This window comes from Streptococcus chenjunshii, from assembly GCF_003086355.1.
Lineage (GTDB): Bacteria > Bacillota > Bacilli > Lactobacillales > Streptococcaceae > Streptococcus > Streptococcus chenjunshii.
This window is the reverse complement of sequence record NZ_CP031733.1, coordinates 1020313-1037872: the sequence shown is the minus strand read 5'-3', so window position 1 is coordinate 1037872 and position 17560 is coordinate 1020313. Positions and strand designations below refer to the sequence as shown.

Here is a 17560-nt window from a genome sequence, read left to right as displayed (position 1 = left end):
CTGTGCTAATCTTAATTTATCAAACCTATCGATGCATTGATAAATTAAGATGAAGGAGCTTTTCCATGACCAAGGAATATCAAACACTCGCCGCAGAAATTGTGGCAAAAGTCGGCGGCAAAGATAATATTTCCAATGTTTATCATTGCCAAACCCGTCTGCGCTTTACCCTGATAGACAATCTAAAAGCCAATACCGAAGAGGTCGAAGCTATTGAAGGGGTGACCAAAGTTATTATTAATGCAGGACAGTATCAGGTGGTTATCGGTACCCATGTTGCCGAAGTCTTCGAAGAAATTGAAAAACGCGTTGATATTGTTCAAGAGAGAGCCGAAAGCCAAGAGAAAAAAGGTATTTTTAATACAATTATTGACTTTGTGGCTGGTACTTTCCAGTCCATCATCCCTGCCCTGTCTGGTGCCGGAATGGTCAAAGCCGTTTTGGCTCTTCTCGTTGTTTTTAATATGATTACAGCTGACTCGCAGACCTACTACATGCTCAATCTTTTTGCAGATGGTGTGTTTTTCTTCTTGCCTATTCTTCTTGCTTTTACCGAAGCACAGAAGCTAAAATGCAATCCCATTCTGGCTGCTGGTGTAGCTGCTATGCTGCTCCATCCCAATTGGTCGGATCTGGTCACAGCAGGTGAGCCTGTCCGCTTTTTCGAACTGATTCCTTTCACGCTGGCAACCTATTCCTCCAGTGTCATTCCTATTATTTTAATTATCTTTGTACAGTCCTATGTGGAAAAATTCCTGAATCAGTATATTCCAAAATCAATTAACCTTGTTTTTGTACCGATGCTGACTTTTCTAATAATGGGAACCTTAGCTTTCTCAGTTCTCGGCCCTATCGGATCCATTATCGGCAATTATCTGGCAGTCTTCTTTACTTTCCTTGCTGACAATGCCAGCTGGGCTCCTGCACTTATCATCGGCGGTTTGGCTCCCATCATGGTTATGTTCGGTATTCATAATGGTATTGCTCCGCTTGGGATCATGCAAATGTCACAGCTGGGCTACGATTCCATTTTTGGTCCCGGAATGCTGTGCTCCAATATGGCTCAAGCTACTGCTGGTACGATTGTCGCTTTTGTTACCAAAGATAAAAAGGTCAGAGAAACTGCAGTTCCCGGATCCATCACTGCTTATATGGGGATTACTGAACCGCTGCTGTACAGGGTTAATCTGCCAAAACGTTATCCTTTGATTGCTGCGCTTATCGGCGGAGGTCTGGGCGGTCTTTATGCCGGAATCACCCACACCCACCGTTTCGCAACGGGTTCATCCGGACTTCCAGCTGTCCTTCTTTATATCGGCGATGATACCATGACGTATTTCTATAACATTATCATCGCTATCGTGATTACTATTGTCTCAACGGCCCTGATTACTTTTATATTAGCCAAATATTTTGAAAAAGATACTGCTGATAAAGCAGCACCAGTAAAAGATAAAACCTTGGTTTTAACCGGTCAGGATATAGCTGCTCCTCTTTCAGGCGAAGTACTGCCTATTGAAAAATCTGAAGATGAAGTCTTTGCCTCAAAAGCTATGGGAGAAGGGGTTCTTATTTTACCGGAAAGCTCGGAAATAGTCGCACCGTTCGACGGTACTGTAGCTACGCTGTTTCCGACAAATCACGCAATCGGTCTTATCTCAGATCAGGGGGCAGAAATTCTTATTCATATCGGAATCAATACAGTTGATCTTGCCGGAAAAGGTTTCGAAGCGTTTGTTAAACAAGGCGATAAGGTCAGAAAAGGCCAAAAATTACTGGCCTTTGATAAGCAAACGATTGAAAATGCCGGTTTTTCAAGCCAAACAATGGTTATTGTCACTAACAGCACAGACTATAACAAAATTCACACTGAAAATAATCAGTTCAGCCAAGCAGGCGATCTTATTTTAAAGCTGGATAAATAATCTGTCCGCTATATACAAAAATCCCAGATAGCATGAGGTTATCCGGGATTTTCAATTATAAGCTTAAGGGTGAGAGCTAACAACACTTAGTCCGGCTGCTGGCCGTCATGTGCCTGCCATTTGCAGTCAGTCAGCTCCATGTTTGTAAAATGGGCTGTAAAGGAGGAATTTTCTGGGGAACAGGCGTAGAGTCCAAATCGGATAGTTCCTTCTCCTTTATGCAGGTGACAGATTCTCATCTGCCGGAAAACGCGGCTGTCATCCGAACACTCAATGCAATAATCGCTCTCTCTGCGGCTCAGCCTGTACCACATTGATTTAACAGAACTATCTATTTCAGTACTGGCCCAATCAGAGTAACCCAAATTGGTCACAACGCTTCCCAGATGCTGAAAATCAGCATTCTCATATTCCACTGATCCTTTCAGCCAATTCTCTGCATCCAGATAAAGCACGATTCCGCACTGATCAAAACGGGTATGGCTGCCGGAAAAATCTGTTTTTACTGTAAACGAAAAAAAGGGCTCACTGATTTCCATCTGCAAAACGGGGGCATTGTCATTCACAAAATGATAGTAGGTCTTCTGCCATAAATCTGTATAAGGCATGGTCGTAATAGAAATGCGGTCATCCGAAACTGAAAACGCTTCAGGCTGACGCGTCCAGATCAAATTGCTACTGTCGAATGGTTTCATTGAATGATTCTCCTTTTTCAGCTTTTTTATATTGTACCATAAAAAACGAAAATCTTCCGACTAGCATAGTCTTGCAGAGATAAAAACAGATCAGCAAAGAATGAGACCAATAAAAAAAACAAAAGCCCTTAGAAACTTTGTTCTGAAGACCTTATTGCTTTTGATCCAACTTTTCAGAAAACAATCAGCTGATTCTCCCACAAAGTTATTTAAACATCATTCTGCTGTAAATAAAAGAAGATATCACCATAAGTGCCTGAATAGTTTAAATTCTGACCTTTATATGTCAGTTTTACAACCTCATAATAATCTGCAATCTCAGTTGAATTTTCCTGCTGCGACCGTTTAAAGTCGCTGTATGAGGCAAAACTCACTGTCTTTTCCTGTTCTGCTGCATCCAAATATATAATCTCAATCATAAAAACCTCTGTTCTATTAAGCGCCTTGCTTAAAGGAGTACTCTATTCTATCATAGCTGTAAGAAAAAGCCAGTCAAACGACTTATGACTTAAATATGTAAAAGCAAGGCAGTCAGTTATAAGGCTGCCGTTTGACTGTTCCCTTTTCAAACGGCATAGCTGTTCGCCTTATCAAAACAAGAGCTGCCCTGAAATAACTCAGTAAAGTTCCCTTGATTAGACATCCTGTTGATTTTTAACAAAATGTAATAATAAAGAAAATTTGCACAGACGCTTCAAAACGATATTATTTATGTAATAAGCTGTTCAAAGCAGCTAAAATAGGATATAATAGCTTAAAATATCTGGCTTTCCCATCTGAAAGTAAGGATAAGTGCGCAGGATTCTTATTTCTTAAGTTGTTTTTGTGGTAAGTTTCCCCAATGCCGACAAAATAAAATAGCTGCTTTTCTAATCTATATCCTTAGTTATGTCCCAGTTTCTTTTGGTATTTTTTGATTTTATTTAACTGTTGAATGTCTTGATCTGTTTAAACGCCTTTTAGGGTATCTTATAGCGGTTGGCAGCCCTATCATCACCCAAGTAAGGTTGATTTGGGCTGCAATTAACTTTATTGGCTGGGGCAAAGAGCACTTAAAGCTGACAGCGGTGCTGTCTTTAAGTCTGATCGTTCTTGTTCTATTTATCAATTACTTTGTTTAAATCCCGTTTTCTCTCTGCTGTTAATTAAGAGGTTTTTAAAAATTCAAAGTACTGAATGATTACGACCGTCTTACCGCAGATCTTTGTATCGTATTGCTTATTTATTTTTACCTTGCGGTCTTAAGCACAAAACAATACCCCTATTTCCTACGAACAGGAAATAGGGGTGTCATTTTTAGGCTTATCAGTCTAAATCTGCACCGTTGGATTGGCAGACTTTTTGATACCAGTAGAAGGAATCTTTGCGGCTGCGGGAGAAATCACCTGTCCCGTCATCATGGCGGTCAACATAGATGAAGCCGTAGCGTTTAGCATACTGACCGGTGCCGGCAGAAACCAAGTCAATCGGTCCCCAAGTAGTATAGCCAATCAAAGGCACACCGTCTGTGATAGCTTCGTTCATCGCCTTGATATGTTCCCTGAAGTAGGCAATACGATAGTCGTCATGAATGCTGCCATCTGCTTCTACTTTATCAAAGGCACCAAAACCATTTTCAACAACCATCAAAGGGGTATCGGGATAGCGGTCATGCAAAAGATTGAGTGTATAGCGAAGACCGTCCGGATCAATCTGCCAACCCCAGTCAGAAGCTTTCAGATAAGGATTTTTTGCTCCCATTGACATATTGCCGCCGATTTTTTCGGCAGAAGGATCAACAGTAATACAATTCGTCATATAGTAAGAGAAAGTATAGAAATCGACAGTTCCCTTTTGAAGAACCTCTTTGTCCGCCTCAGTGATATAAGATGTATCAATCTGATTTTCTTTAAAAAAGCGGAAAGCAAAGTCAGGATAAGCACCTCGTACCTGTACATCACCGCATAAATCATTAGAGATCTGCATGCTCTTTTGATTTTCCAGAATATCTTTAGGATTAGGAGTCAGCGGATAAGTTGTTATATGGGCGATCATATTGCCGATTTGGAAGTTTGGATTAATTTTGTGCCCTGCTTGGACAGCCAAAGCAGAAGCCACAAATTGATTATGAAGAGCTTCAAAACGCATTTGCGGATTATCTTTCAGCTCAGACAGAGGAATCGGATTTTCAGAATTGATATCTTCATCCTGCATCAGGCCAAGTCCGTATAAATTTCCTAAACCGCTGTGACCGCCGCCCATTAAAGGAATATTGATTTCATTGAAAGTCAGCCAGTACTTAACCTTATCTTTATAGCGTTCAAAACACGTTGTCGCATATCTGACAAATAAATCGATGGTTTGGCGGCTGTAAAAACCATGATATTTGGTTACAATATTCCAAGGAATTTCGTAGTGGCAAAGGGTAACAAGCGGCTCAATCCCATGTTTCTGGCATTCATCAAAAACACTGTCATAAAAAGCCAGCCCTGCTTCATTAGGTTCGGCATCATCACCGTTAGGGAAAATCCGTCCCCAGTTGATGGATAGGCGAAAGACGCCCCAGCCCATTTCCGCAAACATAGCAATATCTTCTTTATAGTGGTGATAAAAATCAATCGCTTGATGCGATGGATAAAAAGCATTAGGGTCTGTTTTAGGCAGGAAAGTACGCGGCGTATCTACATCGCCGCCCAGCAGCATATCAGGCACAGACAAGCCCTTGCCGTCCTCTAAATAAGCTCCCTCGCACTGGTTAGCAGCAGTTGCTCCGCCCCACAAAAAATTTTTAGGAAATGTCATCTTAATTACCTCCGATAGTTTCTAAGCCTATCATATCACTTTTAAGCTGATGTTGCCAGCAAAAATGGAAGCCTTTTCAATTTTTCCGCTTCCCTTCAGCTAAAAAAGCGTTTCCGGTTTCGAAGACGCCTTTATATCACAGCACAATTGCTAAACGCTATACTGTGCAGCATTCGCAGAAAACATCACTGTCTTCAAATCCGGAAGCAAGTGATTGTTACTTTTTACCGGCTAAAAGAGCGGAGCCGGACAGTCCCAGCCAAAAAGCTTCTTTTAACGACATAAAGCTGCCATCCGTCGTATCCAGAAGCTGGACCTCTTCATAGCCCATGGCTTTTAATTTTCTCATAAAGGCCTGCATATCACCGTAACGTTTCTTGGTAATCAAATCATGAATAACAAAAATACCACCCTTTTTTAAGGTTCTAAGCGTTTCAAGCAAAAAAGCCTGGCGGTCTTTACTAAAAATATTGTGATAAACATAATTGCTGGTCACACCATCGAAGGTTTCGTCAGCAAAGTTCAATTTCGTCGCACAGCCTTTAGCAAAAGATACATTAGCTGCCCCTTCTGCTTTGGCATTGTTTTTACAAAGTTCCTTACTGTAAGACTTATACTCTCCATCCCAAGGGTCAATACCGATCATACGTGCCCGAGGATTGCGTTTAGCGCAGGCAATAGTCAGCACACCGCTGCCGCAGCCAACATCAAGACCTAGCCCTCCTTCCGGCAGGTCTACATAAGCTGCTATATTCTCAACAATCTGCCGCGCCAGCTGCCGTTGGCCATAATAAGAAAAAGCCCGATACATCCTAAAAAGCCATAGACCGATAAGCCCAAGAATAAGAGTCAGAACTAAAAAGAACAGAACTAATACCGTTTTTAAAGTCCCGGCAGCTAAAAGCGGACTGCAGGTTAAAATCAGCAGCACAATCAATCCTGCAGCAAATCCTGCCAGAAAAGCGCCAATCATATTTTTAGGCACCCAGTTCTTATAATTCGTTTTCATAAATCCCTCCCGAACTCCTCTTCAGTTTTGTTTTATAAACGTCAGTTCATTGATACTTAAGTAGGAAGTTTATGCTGTAAACGTCAAAAATTTACTGCTTGAAAAAAGCCGTTTTATAGTTTTATATATTTTGATATGGTTTCTAGTATAGCAAAAACGGACGGTTTCCTGTAAAGGTCATCAAAAATTAACCGAAAAGAAACCTGTCCGTTGCCGGAGCTTTCATTTATGATAAGCGACTTGAGGATGGACTAAGAAGCTTTACAGGCTTAAAGCTTAGTCTTTATACTGCTCAATCACATCCCAAGGCCCTATTATTCCCCGTTTTCAAGGCGGTAAAGATCACAAAATACTGTCGGATTGCCGCTAAAATCGCAGTGTTCCTTGCTGATTGAGCTTATTTCGCTCTGCTCTTCCTCTGGTATTGTTAAATGAAGTCAGCCTTTTTCAAATAATACTTTTACACGGGCTAGCAGATTATCTAATAATCCCTCTGTAACATCCTCTACATAGCGGTAATCTCTGGCATTAAAGTCAATGGTCACCAATTGGTCCAGCAGGACTTTTCCAGTTGTTTTCGTCCCTTTTAACGGAACATAAAAGGGATAGTCACGTTTGGTATTACTGATTGGGGCAAAGATGGCAATATTTGAATATTTGGTGACAACACTATGACTTAAACAAATGTAAGGACGATATCCCTTTTGCTCATGCCCCTGCTTGGGGTCAAGGCTAATTTTAATAATGGAGCCCTGTTTAATACTTACCATTGTTCATTGCCCCTTCTTTCAAACAAGACGGGAGTCACATCTACAGGTTCTCCTTGATAATCTTTAAAGAGTTCTTCAACGGTCAGTTCAGGTACCGTTGCCACCTTTTCTAAAATAATTTTATTGCCAGAAACTTTATAATCAAGCACATCATTTACCTGCAGCTGCAATTGCTGAACAAGCTGCTTGGGAAGCCTGATAGCAGAACTATTTCCCCATTTATTAACTGTCAGTTGCATCACTCCACCTCCTATCTTCTCACCTTCATTATATCATAGATGTATCATTTTGTATATACTCTGTGTACTTGATTTATATCGGCTGATAAATAGTATCAGTTGTGATAAGCTCAGTTAAAATACCTCATTATAAGGCAAAAACGGACGTCTTCTTTTAAGAGAAACAGATCGTTAATCTAAAAGACACCTGTCCATTGCCATGACTTTGTTTTTAATCATCCGCATGGATATCATAGTTAGACAAGAGGTACTCTCCCACGCCCGGGGCATCCGGATCGTGTGCGCCTTTACCAGTGTCTAAAGCACGCAGTTCTTCTAATTCAGACGGCGTCAGCTCAAAATCGAAAATATTAAGGTTGGATTTGATGCGCTCCGGTTTGGTCGATTTAGGCAGCACAACGATTCCCTCTTGATTTTCAAAACGCAGGATAATCTGACCGACATCTTTGCCGTATTTTTTAGCCAGCTTTACAACTGCCGGATCTGACAGCAGTTCCTTATTGCCTTGCCCAAGCGGACCCCAAGCTTCGACAATAACCTTATCTTTAGCCAGAAGAGCACGCAGTTCTTTTTGCTGGGAATAAGGGTGAAGTTCAACCTGATTGACTGCAGGCACTGTATTGAAATGCGGTACATAGCGCTGCCAGAGTGTAGGCGTCATATTAGAAACTCCGATGGATTTGATTTTACCTGCTGTCTGTGCTTCTTCCAGAGCTTTCCAAGCCTGCTCAACTTCTCCGTAAGGCTGATGCAGCAATAATAAGTCAATATAATCCAGTCCCAGTCTTTCCAATGAACTGTTAATGCCTTTAACCGCTAAATCATAAGCATAATCCTGCAGCCACAGCTTGGTTGTCACATAGATCTCTTCTCTTGGAATACCGCTGTCTGCGATAGCTCGGCCAACCTCTGCCTCATTAAAATAGGCCTGAGCTGTATCAATATGCCGGTAGCCCGCAGCTAAAGCTTCCTTTACAGCCGTATAGGTTGAACCGTCAGCGGGAATCAGGAAAACCCCAAAACCGACAGCTGGGATAGTGTGCCCATCATTTAATGCAATAGTTCTCATTTTTTACCTTCTTTTCCTGTCTAGAAATACAAATAACTGTCAATTAAAAACTGCACATTTCATATTAATCATGGATTTTGATGCCGTGCAGCATCTTAATAACTGCAGGATCATAGTAATTAATAATCTCACTGTGTCCCATATCAAGCGCTGCAATTTTGGCATGGTCTTCTTCCGAAAGGGTGAAATCGAACACATCGATATTAGCCTCGATACGGTCTTTATGGACGGATTTTGGCAGAACAATTACTCCGCGGTCTAAATTCCAGCGCAGAGCCACCTGAGCAGCTGTTTTCCCGTATTTTTCTCCGACTGCGGTCAAAACAGGGTGATTAAAGATATCGAATTTCCCTTCAGCAAAAGGTCCCCATGCTTCAAGAGCAACACCGTATTCTTTAGCAACAGCTAAGTCTTTACTGCGCTGAAAGAAAGGGTGAATTTCAATTTGATTAACAGCTGGCAGAATATCAACTGTTTCACAGAAATCCGCCAGACGTTCCGGATAAAAATTAGAAACACCAATTGCCTTAATCTTTCCTTCCCGATAAGCTTCTTCCAAAGCCCGCCAAGCCCCAGGATAATCGCCGACAGCCTGGTGAAGTAAATACATATCAATATAATCAAGCCCAAGATGATTTAAAGACGTCTGAATCGCTTTTTTGGCATTTTCATAGCCAAAATCCTGAACCCATAGTTTGCTGGTCACAAAAATGTCTTCTCGGGGGATACCTGATTCGCGGACGGCTTTCCCGACTGCTGACTCATTCATATAAGCTGCAGCTGTATCAATATGGCGATAGCCTGCTGCAAGAGCGGTTGCCACAGCCTCCTCACATTGGCTGAGATCCGGCACTTGAAAAACCCCAAAACCAATTTGCGGAATAGTAAGGCCGTTATTTAAGGTTACTGCTGTCATACTCTCTACCTCCTTTTTCTTTTACCTTACTCCTTTTCCTCTGAAAAGTACAATACTTTTTTCTTATTATGGTATAATTAAAAGTAATAGCAGGAGGAAAAATATGATTGACAGCTATTTACTGGAACAGCTTCTAGCTTTTTATCGGACAGGAACTTTATCTGCTGCAGCAGAAGAACTGCACATCTCACAGCCTGCCCTCAGCCAATCTATGAAAAAAATAGAATCAATGATAGGTGCCCCATTATTCAACCGCTCCCAAAACAAAACAAGCTTTAACGAAAACGGGCTGCTTCTCGTTGACTATGCACAAAAGGTAACAGACCTGCAGAAAGAGATGATAGATGCTGTACGCCGTCAGGCAAACTATTCTTCAAAACTGCACTTTGCTTCCATCGCACCAGCACCGCGCGATGCCGTTTTGGAACAAGCGGCAGCCTTCCGATTGGAAGCGGTAAGCAAGCTGCTGGCAGATGAAAAACAGATGATAGCGGACCTGCTTAATGATAAGTATGACTTGGCTATTGCAAGCCGTATTCCTGATAACAGGCTGCTTGCTGCTGTGCCTTTCTTCGATGAAACCCTCTATATACAAGTTCCGCTTGAACACTCTCTTGCAAAATATGATACGATTTCGTTTGCGGACTTAGCCGGACAAAATATTCTTATTCTTATGGATATTGGTTTTTGGATGGACTTGGTTAAGACAGAAATCCCCAGCGCTAATTTTCTTTATATGGAGGATAACCAGGCCTTTACAGAGGTTGCCTCAGCGGGAGAATTTCCTCATTTTGTCACAGACATTACCGATTTAGGCCGGGCAGCTGAGCATAAGAAAATTATTCCTATTCGCGAGGATAAAGCTAAAGTGACTTTTTACTTTGTATTCAAAAAAGAAAACCGTCTCAAATGGGATAAATTGATTGAACGCTGCCGGTCGGCTTCAGAACGGAAATAGAAAAACAAGCTGCTAATCAAAAAGAACAGGGGCATAGAGTTTAGTCGGAACAAAGCCCCAGAATGCAAAGTTCCTTTACTCTCTAAGTTTTAGGATCGAGCTGTCAGGAAGCAGCCCCATCTCTGCACAGTTGGGTTAAGAATAGCAAGACACATCCAGTAAAAGACCTATACCCATAAAAATCTATCCTTACAAAGCAAACTAAGCTGGGGATACTTTTATCTCTGTCCCAGCTTAGTCCTTCTTTATTTATAAGTCAAAAATGCCTTATCACTTATTTCTCAATCGCCATGCTTCTAGGCCAGCCGGTAATAGACTGGCTTTTATCTAACTGTCTCAGACTGCTGATTTCGTCCTCTGTCAGCCGGAAATCAAAGATATTGATATTATCTTTGATATGTTGGGGATTGGTTGATTTAGGAATCACAACAATGCCTTCCTGAGTCAGAAAGCGTAAAATAATCTGTACCGGTGATTTTTTATATTTTTCTGCAAGACCTTTAAATGCAGGTGCCGTCATTAATCCCGACAGTCCCTCACCTAAAGGCGACCAAGCTTCATGAACCAGACCCCGCTGATTTAAATAACGGTGCATTTTCTTTTGTTGGAAGAAAGGATGCGTTTCAATCTGATTGACAACAGGTTTAACTTCAGTTTCTTTGATGATTTCTTCAACCTCTAAATGATTAAAATTTGATAGACCGATTGCTTTGATTTTTCCGGCATAATAAAACTCTTCTAAAGCTTTATAGGTTCCCAGACTGTCAGCAGTTGGCCAATGAATAAGCACTAAATCACAGTAATCGCCACCAAGCAGCTGCAAAGATTTGTCCAAACCTCTGACAGTAGCTTTGTAACCGTCAGTCTGCGTTTTAGTTGTAATAAAAAATTCACTGCGCCTAAGTCCCGATTCAGCCAGAGCCTGCCCTACTTCTCTTTCGTTATGATAATACTGAGCCGTATCAATCAGCCGATACCCCGCTGCAATGGCATGGCTGACATATTTTCTAGTCTGTCTGGGGTTAACCGAATAGGTGCCAAAACCTAAAATAGGTATCTGCATTTTATTATTTAAAGTGAGATATTCCATAAATCCCCCTTTTTCTTTCTGTAAAAACTAAAAGCAAGGCCGTCTGGATAAGCTGTCAGGAGCCTTGCTTTTTTCATTAATGGCTATCTGCTCAGCTCTTCTCCCCTAATCTGTCCAAATTTCTTTAGCACGATTAAAAGCAGACCAAGCTTTAGGCCAGCCGGTATAAAAAGCCAGATGAGTAAGAATTTCTGCTATTTCATCCTTTGTAACACCATTAGCCTTAGCTCTCTGAAGGTGATGCTCCAGCTGCTCCAGATTACCGCCGCTGACCAAAGCTGATACGGTTACAATAGACCGCAGTTTAGGGGACAGTTCCTCTTCACGGGACCAAACTTCCCCAAAAAGCACCTCATCATTAAGTTCTGCAAATTTAGGAGCAAAAGCTCCCAAAAGATCATGACCTGCTGTTTGTTTCTCTGCCATAAAAACCTCCTCACATAAGATACAAAGGCCGTGAAAAGCTCACAGCAAAAATAGGAAAACTGACGAAGAAACCTCAGTTTCTAGGAAGTTTTGTCTTTTTTGCAAAGAGCTTAGGCCGTGTTCAATTCCAACAAGATACAAAGGCCGTTAAAAACGCAAAGAGAAAATAGGAGCCTGACCGCCGAGTCACTAAAGACTCAAGGGAGGGCTATACTCACAGAGCAGCCACATTCGTACGTCAGCTTGCGCTTCCTACGACTGCGTCTCTTTTTCTCACAGCGTTTAAGCGTTTAGGCCGTGTTCAATTCATCAAGATACAAAGGCCGTTAAGAAATCCGTAGGAAAATAGGGACTGACAAGTGATGCTCTTGCATCACGATGGCAGGCATCTTTTTCATTAGGATTTTAGGCCGTGTTCAGTTCAATAAGATACAAAGGCCGTTAAGAAATCCGTAGGAAAATGACGGTAAGTCCGAAATCTGTGATTTCGCAGACGCACCTCTGTCAAGACGACTAGAAGGGTGCGGGCGGCTGTTAAGACGGCAAAGCCTTCAGACGTCTACGGCTGACGGTAAGTCCGAAATCTGTGATTTCGCAGACGCACCTCTGTCAAGACGACTAGAGGGGTGCGGGCGGCTGTTAAGACGGCAAAGCCTTCAGACGTCTACGGCTGACGGTAAGTCCGAAATCTGTGATTTCGCAGACGCACCTCTGCCAGGACGACTAGAAGGGTGCGGGCGGCTGTTAAGACGGCAAAGCCTTCAGACGTCTACGGCTAGGGGTGCTCTGTAATATCCCTACATCGCGACGAATTCCGTCTTTTTCATTAGGATTTTAGGCCGTGTTCCATTTTTATGATTTCGCTGTTTGATTAGCTTCTTCGTATTGCTGATCATTTACTGCTTCAAACCATTCTGCCTGACCTGCAGTGATGGCTACATGGGTAAACCAAGCGTCTTTTGTGGCTCCATGCCAGTGTTTGACACCGTCTTGAGTCAAAACAACATCCCCTGCTTTCAAAAGTCTTGCAGGCTGTCCTTCTTCCTGATATAGCCCTTCACCGCCTGTCACTAAAAGAATTTGGTAGCCGTTTATATGAGCATGCCAATTATTGCGGCAGCCAGGCTCAAAGGTGACATTGCCAACACCAAAATGATCGTCTGGGGCCTGTGTCAGCATCTGCAGATAAGACTGGCCTGTAAAAACATCTGAATAAGCAGTGTTTTTATCTCCAACCGGAAAAATAAGACCATCTTTAATCTCTTCAAATTTTGCCATTGTATCACACTCCTTTGCTATTGCTTTTATTATAACGCTTTTCATCAATATGGCAAATACTTATTATGAATAAAGCTTTATAGACAAAAGGCATAGCAAGTCAGCTTTACCCGCCTTTGAAACATTTTAAAACCAAAAGCTTAACGCTGCTTTGAAATGGCTCGCCGTACCCCATTTTTAAACGAAAAGTCATATATTATTCGGTCAGTCTTCTCAAAATAGATCTAATCTTTTTCGGTATGCTGTAAAAAATCAGGCAGAGGCAAACGCGGTTTTTCCCAAGCTGCCAAACGTGTATGGCCGACAAAAGCCAAGAAAAAGAGGCGGGCAGATTTTAATAAAAGAACCTTTTTGCTGCTGTCAATAGAACGAAAAGACGCAACAGCATTAGCCAGCTTCCGGCCGGAAGCTGTATCAAGACTCAAGTCATTTAAACTGCTGATCCCGCTGGTGATAATGGTATCAAAAAGGGTATCAAATAAACGTTTTAATTCTTGACTGCTTAGCTCTCCTGTCCATTTTTTAAAGGTCTTCTCCAAATTCACGCTCAGGTCTGTCGGCCCCTCTTTTGCCGGAAGTAAACAGTCTCTTGCCAAATCAGCCTGCCAGTTAGTGGTCTTATGCTGCCCAATACCAAAAGAAGACGAGGCAATGATTTTCACCTCAGCATCAATGTCCAGCATCACACCGACAATGGCTTCTTGCGGACGCAAAACATGGACTTTCTCACGAATCGCCTGATACCCTTGAGACTGTAAAACGCTGGCCTGCAGTCCGGGAGCATCAAACATATAGACTGCTGCAATCTTCTTCTGCAGCTCTGCTTTGACATAAGTGCTGGCATAAACAGCCAAATTGCCGCCTTTAGAATGGCCCGATATGATAACCGGACCGCTTAGTTCATTTAAAATTTCTGTCAAATAGACAATGGCGGAGCGATGAGCCGGTATTTCCCGCATATAGGTTAATTTAAAGTCTTCTTTCCAGCCAATCATGCTGTCATCGGTCCCGCGAAAAACCAGCTGTTTGTAATCCATTTGCGGCAATTTAAAAACCATGGCAGAAAACTGTTTTTCAAATTCAGCGCTGATATCATTGACATAGAACTCAAGGCATAAATCAACAAAGCGTTTACCGGAAAGCATCAGCCTAAACAGTTCAATCCGTTCCTTGGTTAAAAGAAAGTCATAAGAAACGGCCTGATTTTTCTGCCTCTTCTGATAGTCTTCCCACAAATGATAAAGTTTTATTTCTCCCTTTAAATCAAATCTGTCTGTCAAGAATTTGCTAAAATCTAAATAGCCAATTTCATTTATAATAAGAATGTCCAGCTCATTTAAAGGCAAATCTGTAAAAGAGGTGTCTTTATTTTGCTGCAAATAAGTTAAAATAGTTGCCATTACGTTCCTGTTCTTATCAGTATTAGCAAAAGCAGCTGGCTGAAAGGCAAAATTGTTTTTTATAAAGCTACAAATTCCGCAGCCAGTATAGCCGTTTTTTGACTTCTGCTTTTGCCAACATTTTACGGTTATTTTGCTTATCAGTCAAGGAAAAATATGATAAGATAGAAACAGTTTCCCGTCTGTTGATCAAAAACAGGTTCAAAAATAATGTTTCTTCTGTCTGAACAGCAAATTTGTTTTAGACTTTTATATTATCTTTGCAGTTTCATCTGCTGCCATTTCCTTAAACTGAGCGGAAAACTAATATATCTAAGGATTTACTGCTATGTCAAAAACACAATTTTTTCGTTTTCTTGCTGCCGGCTGCGGCATTTGGGGAGTCAGCATTCAGCTTCACCAGGGTGGATCCGGCATGCTCCTTTACTATACAGTGCTTTCAAATATCCTTACTTTTTCTTTTATGCTCTATCTTGTTTACTATGAGGCTAAGCAGGGACCCGTCAACCGCAATCCTGCTCTGCTGCGCTTTAAAGGCGGAGTAACTATGGCCATAGCTATAACGTTTATGATCTATCATTTTCTCTTAGCTCCTCGTGTCAGTCCTGAGGATTACTGGAATATCCGTAATTTTCTGGTTCATTATATCGCTCCTTTCTGTTTGATTTTTGATACGCTTTTTTTCGACCGCAAAAATAGCTATAAATGGCAGGACCCTTTTTATTGGACCGTCATTCCGCTCCTATACTTTGCTTTTGCTATTTTTAATGGTTTGGTACTGCAGCTGCCCGTTCCAGGAAGCAAAGACAGTCCTTTCCCTTATTTCTTTATCAACATTAGGCAGTACGGCTGGGAAACTGTCGCAAGAAATACCTTGTTTATCGCAATGGCTTATATTTTCTGCTGCTATATTTTAGTTCTGCTCAAAAAAGGAATAGGAAAAACTGTTACAAATAAAGGTTAAAAGAGACAAGGCAAATATGCGAAACAATAACGCTGCTTTTTAGTTCTTGCAGCAAAATCACCATCAAAAATCCCTCATAAGGCTCAGTTTTAACTGCCTTATAAGGGATTTTTCAGTGTTTATAAATAGGGGAGCAGCAATCTGTACAACTAGAATCAAATGAGCTGGATAATGGGGCAGAAGACTTTTATATCGCTAAATATATAACAAAACAAATTAAGGATTTAATCTGTAACGAAAACACTAGCAGCTTATAGCTTTTATCTATTATTTCTCCTGAGCATTCAGCCAAGTAAAGATATTGTTGTACTCAATACCGCTGACAGTTGCTTTGCTGGCGCCTCCTCTGGTAGGATCAGTCGCAACGAGACCGGTTAGACCAGACATAGAAGCGACATTTTCCCGGCTTTGCACACCTGTTACTTGATTGTTAAAGAAATAAATCCAAGCCCAGTGTCCATTGTAAACTTGTCCGGGCAGGTCGGTACCTATAGCACTTTCATAATAAGAGATCCATTTATTCTCAAATCCAGCATCAATCATAGCTTTATAAAAAGGCAGAGCACTTTCAGATGCCGGAATGGTAGTATCTGCCTGGGAATGAATCAGCCACATTGGCTGGTCTTTCAAAGCTGATAGCGTTTCTTCATCCAAACTGTAAGGGCTGTCATCATTATCAGGAGCTGTCTGATAGGAATAGGGGGCAGCAATTGGTACCAAAGCAGCGAAATAATCCGGATAATGTATCCCCATTTCTAAGGTCATCGCTCCGCCATTGGAAGCACCAGCCAAATAGATGCGGTCGCTGTCTATATCTGGATTATTTGCCAGATAAGCATCAATTGTCTCAATCAGAGCTTCACCGTATTGCTCATTCCAAGCTGTTGGTGCCTGAGGGACTAAAACATAAGCACCTGTTTGTTCCCCGCTTCCGCTGGAAGTGAACTGACTTTGAATCTCCTCTTGTGTCAAAGCAGCCACCTTATTTGACAAAAGAGGAAAGTTTAAATCGGTTCCTGCTTCACCAATACCGTGCAGCCAGACAATCAACGGTTTTTTCTCACCGGCTGCAGCAGATTCAGGCTGATAGGCTGCATACGGCAGACTGCTGGTTCCTCTATCTGAAAAACGATCGGCTGAGGGAGTTAGACGGTTTTCAATTGCTTCCTGTTCAGAGTTAACCAATTGAAGCTTCCCAGAGCCGCTTCTTTTCAGTCCGAGTCCGTTGACTTTCACCACATAGCTGTCTACCCAATAATTGCGGTAAGTTGATAAATCAAAAATGAAGGGAGAAGCACTTTGAGCTGGGTCTTCCGTATTATAATCAACCGCTAATTCTAAAGCAACATGGCTGCTTTTAGTATATCTGTCTAAACGGTTGCCTTGAGCATCCGATAAATAAGCGTCATTGATTTGTCTGGCAATTCCTGCTGTGGCTACTGCAGTTTCCGAATTCAGTACAGCTTCACTTAAAGGCTTATCGGTTTCCAGTACAATCTTAGAAACACCCGGTCCAAACTCATAACTGTCCAAAACAATTTTTGTCTGCACAACCGTAATACTGTTCTTTCCTGCCCGGTCAGACCTGCCCCGAGCCTGAACCTGACTGCCGGCCCAAAAAACAAGCACTCCCAGTACCAAAATCCCCATTACCTGTAAAATCTTTTTCATCTTAATCTCCTCCTTAAAATACAAAGGCCGTATAAAAAATCTGTGATAGCCAGTGCTGCTGCAGTTCGCCTTAATTAGGGGAACTGCAGGTATGTTATCAGCAAAACGCCTGATTTATCCGGTATTGAGCGGTAAAATACAATAAGCGTCCCCGATAATACTCTCAGTATAGCATTTTACAATTGATTAGCAAACGCTTGCGAAACTTCCTGACTGTTTCCTTTAAAACACCTAAAATCAAGCTATTTAAACACAAAAAGAAAAAACGTTCCCCGCATTAACCGAGAAACGTTAAGTTCCTAAATCCGCTTAGGAACAGTCCTTCAGGATAAACTTATCATTTTTCTTACAATTTACCAACAAATCAGT

At 41.7% G+C, this 17560-nt stretch carries 16 protein-coding genes; 3 read left to right on the top strand and 13 right to left on the bottom strand.

The genetic code is table 11. The features are described 5' to 3' along the window. Nucleotides 1–65 precede the first annotated feature (65 nt). Entirely contained in the window at nt 66–1925 is a 1860-nt protein-coding gene (locus DDV21_RS05100; RefSeq protein WP_116877328.1) for a beta-glucoside-specific PTS transporter subunit IIABC, read from the top strand. 86 nt (nt 1926–2011) lie between these two features. On the opposite strand, the gene DDV21_RS05095 is transcribed toward DDV21_RS05100, so the two are convergent. The 8 genes from DDV21_RS05095 to DDV21_RS05060 all read right to left on the bottom strand — a co-directional run bounded on the left by DDV21_RS05095 (nt 2012) and on the right by DDV21_RS05060 (nt 9404). Next, nucleotides 2012–2620: a DUF1349 domain-containing protein gene (locus DDV21_RS05095; protein WP_116877329.1), complete on the bottom strand. Its 609-nt coding sequence runs from the start codon at nt 2618–2620 to the stop codon at nt 2012–2014. A gap of 209 nt (nt 2621–2829) precedes the next feature. Continuing rightward, a complete protein-coding gene (locus DDV21_RS05090; protein WP_116877330.1) occupies nt 2830–3039 on the bottom strand; it encodes a DUF4649 family protein in 210 nt (69 codons plus the stop codon). Between the two features lie 886 nt (nt 3040–3925). Then, nucleotides 3926–5401 carry a glycoside hydrolase family 1 protein gene (locus DDV21_RS05085; protein ID WP_116877331.1) on the bottom strand — a complete coding sequence of 492 codons (1476 nt, stop codon included), beginning with the start codon at nt 5399–5401 and terminating at the stop codon, nt 3926–3928. A gap of 217 nt (nt 5402–5618) precedes the next feature. After that, entirely contained in the window at nt 5619–6410 is a 792-nt protein-coding gene (locus DDV21_RS05080) for a class I SAM-dependent methyltransferase (protein ID WP_116877332.1), read from the bottom strand. A gap of 437 nt (nt 6411–6847) precedes the next feature. Continuing rightward, on the bottom strand, nt 6848–7180 hold the full coding sequence (locus DDV21_RS05075; RefSeq protein WP_116877333.1) for a type II toxin-antitoxin system PemK/MazF family toxin: 333 nt from the start codon (nt 7178–7180) through the stop codon (nt 6848–6850). Beyond that, complete coding sequence (locus DDV21_RS05070; protein WP_116877334.1) at nt 7174–7419, bottom strand: AbrB/MazE/SpoVT family DNA-binding domain-containing protein; 246 nt, start codon at nt 7417–7419, stop codon at nt 7174–7176. Before DDV21_RS05070 ends, DDV21_RS05075 begins: the two co-directional genes overlap by 7 nt. A 211-nt stretch (nt 7420–7630) precedes the next feature. Then, nucleotides 7631–8488 (bottom strand): aldo/keto reductase, encoded by an 858-nt coding sequence (locus DDV21_RS05065; RefSeq protein WP_116877335.1) that lies wholly within the window; start codon nt 8486–8488, stop codon nt 7631–7633. A gap of 64 nt (nt 8489–8552) precedes the next feature. Next, entirely contained in the window at nt 8553–9404 is an 852-nt protein-coding gene (locus DDV21_RS05060; RefSeq protein WP_116877336.1) for an aldo/keto reductase, read from the bottom strand. Nucleotides 9405–9507: 103 nt separating this feature from the next. On the opposite strand from DDV21_RS05060, the gene DDV21_RS05055 reads away from it, so the two are divergent. Further along, on the top strand, nt 9508–10362 hold the full coding sequence (locus tag DDV21_RS05055) for a LysR family transcriptional regulator (protein ID WP_116877337.1): 855 nt from the start codon (nt 9508–9510) through the stop codon (nt 10360–10362). A gap of 274 nt (nt 10363–10636) precedes the next feature. Here DDV21_RS05055 and DDV21_RS05050 read toward each other — a convergent pair whose 3' ends face one another. From DDV21_RS05050 to DDV21_RS05035, 4 genes are all read right to left on the bottom strand, one after another. After that, the gene (locus DDV21_RS05050) at nt 10637–11452 is read right to left on the bottom strand and encodes an aldo/keto reductase (protein WP_116877338.1); all 816 of its coding nucleotides are present in this window, start codon (nt 11450–11452) and stop codon (nt 10637–10639) included. Nucleotides 11453–11557: 105 nt separating this feature from the next. Beyond that, on the bottom strand, nt 11558–11878 hold the full coding sequence (locus tag DDV21_RS05045; RefSeq protein ID WP_116877339.1) for a carboxymuconolactone decarboxylase family protein: 321 nt from the start codon (nt 11876–11878) through the stop codon (nt 11558–11560). An 852-nt stretch (nt 11879–12730) separates the two neighbouring features. Beyond that, entirely contained in the window at nt 12731–13156 is a 426-nt protein-coding gene (locus tag DDV21_RS05040) for a cupin domain-containing protein (RefSeq protein WP_116877340.1), read from the bottom strand. 224 nt (nt 13157–13380) lie between these two features. Further along, the gene (locus DDV21_RS05035; protein WP_116877341.1) at nt 13381–14556 is read right to left on the bottom strand and encodes an Mbeg1-like protein; all 1176 of its coding nucleotides are present in this window, start codon (nt 14554–14556) and stop codon (nt 13381–13383) included. A 328-nt stretch (nt 14557–14884) separates the two neighbouring features. On the opposite strand from DDV21_RS05035, the gene DDV21_RS05030 reads away from it, so the two are divergent. After that, the gene (locus DDV21_RS05030; protein ID WP_116877342.1) at nt 14885–15520 is read left to right on the top strand and encodes a Pr6Pr family membrane protein; all 636 of its coding nucleotides are present in this window, start codon (nt 14885–14887) and stop codon (nt 15518–15520) included. 267 nt (nt 15521–15787) lie between these two features. On the opposite strand, the gene DDV21_RS05025 is transcribed toward DDV21_RS05030, so the two are convergent. Beyond that, complete coding sequence (locus tag DDV21_RS05025) at nt 15788–17191, bottom strand: prolyl oligopeptidase family serine peptidase (protein ID WP_116877343.1); 1404 nt, start codon at nt 17189–17191, stop codon at nt 15788–15790. Between the last annotated feature and the right edge of the window lie 369 nt (nt 17192–17560).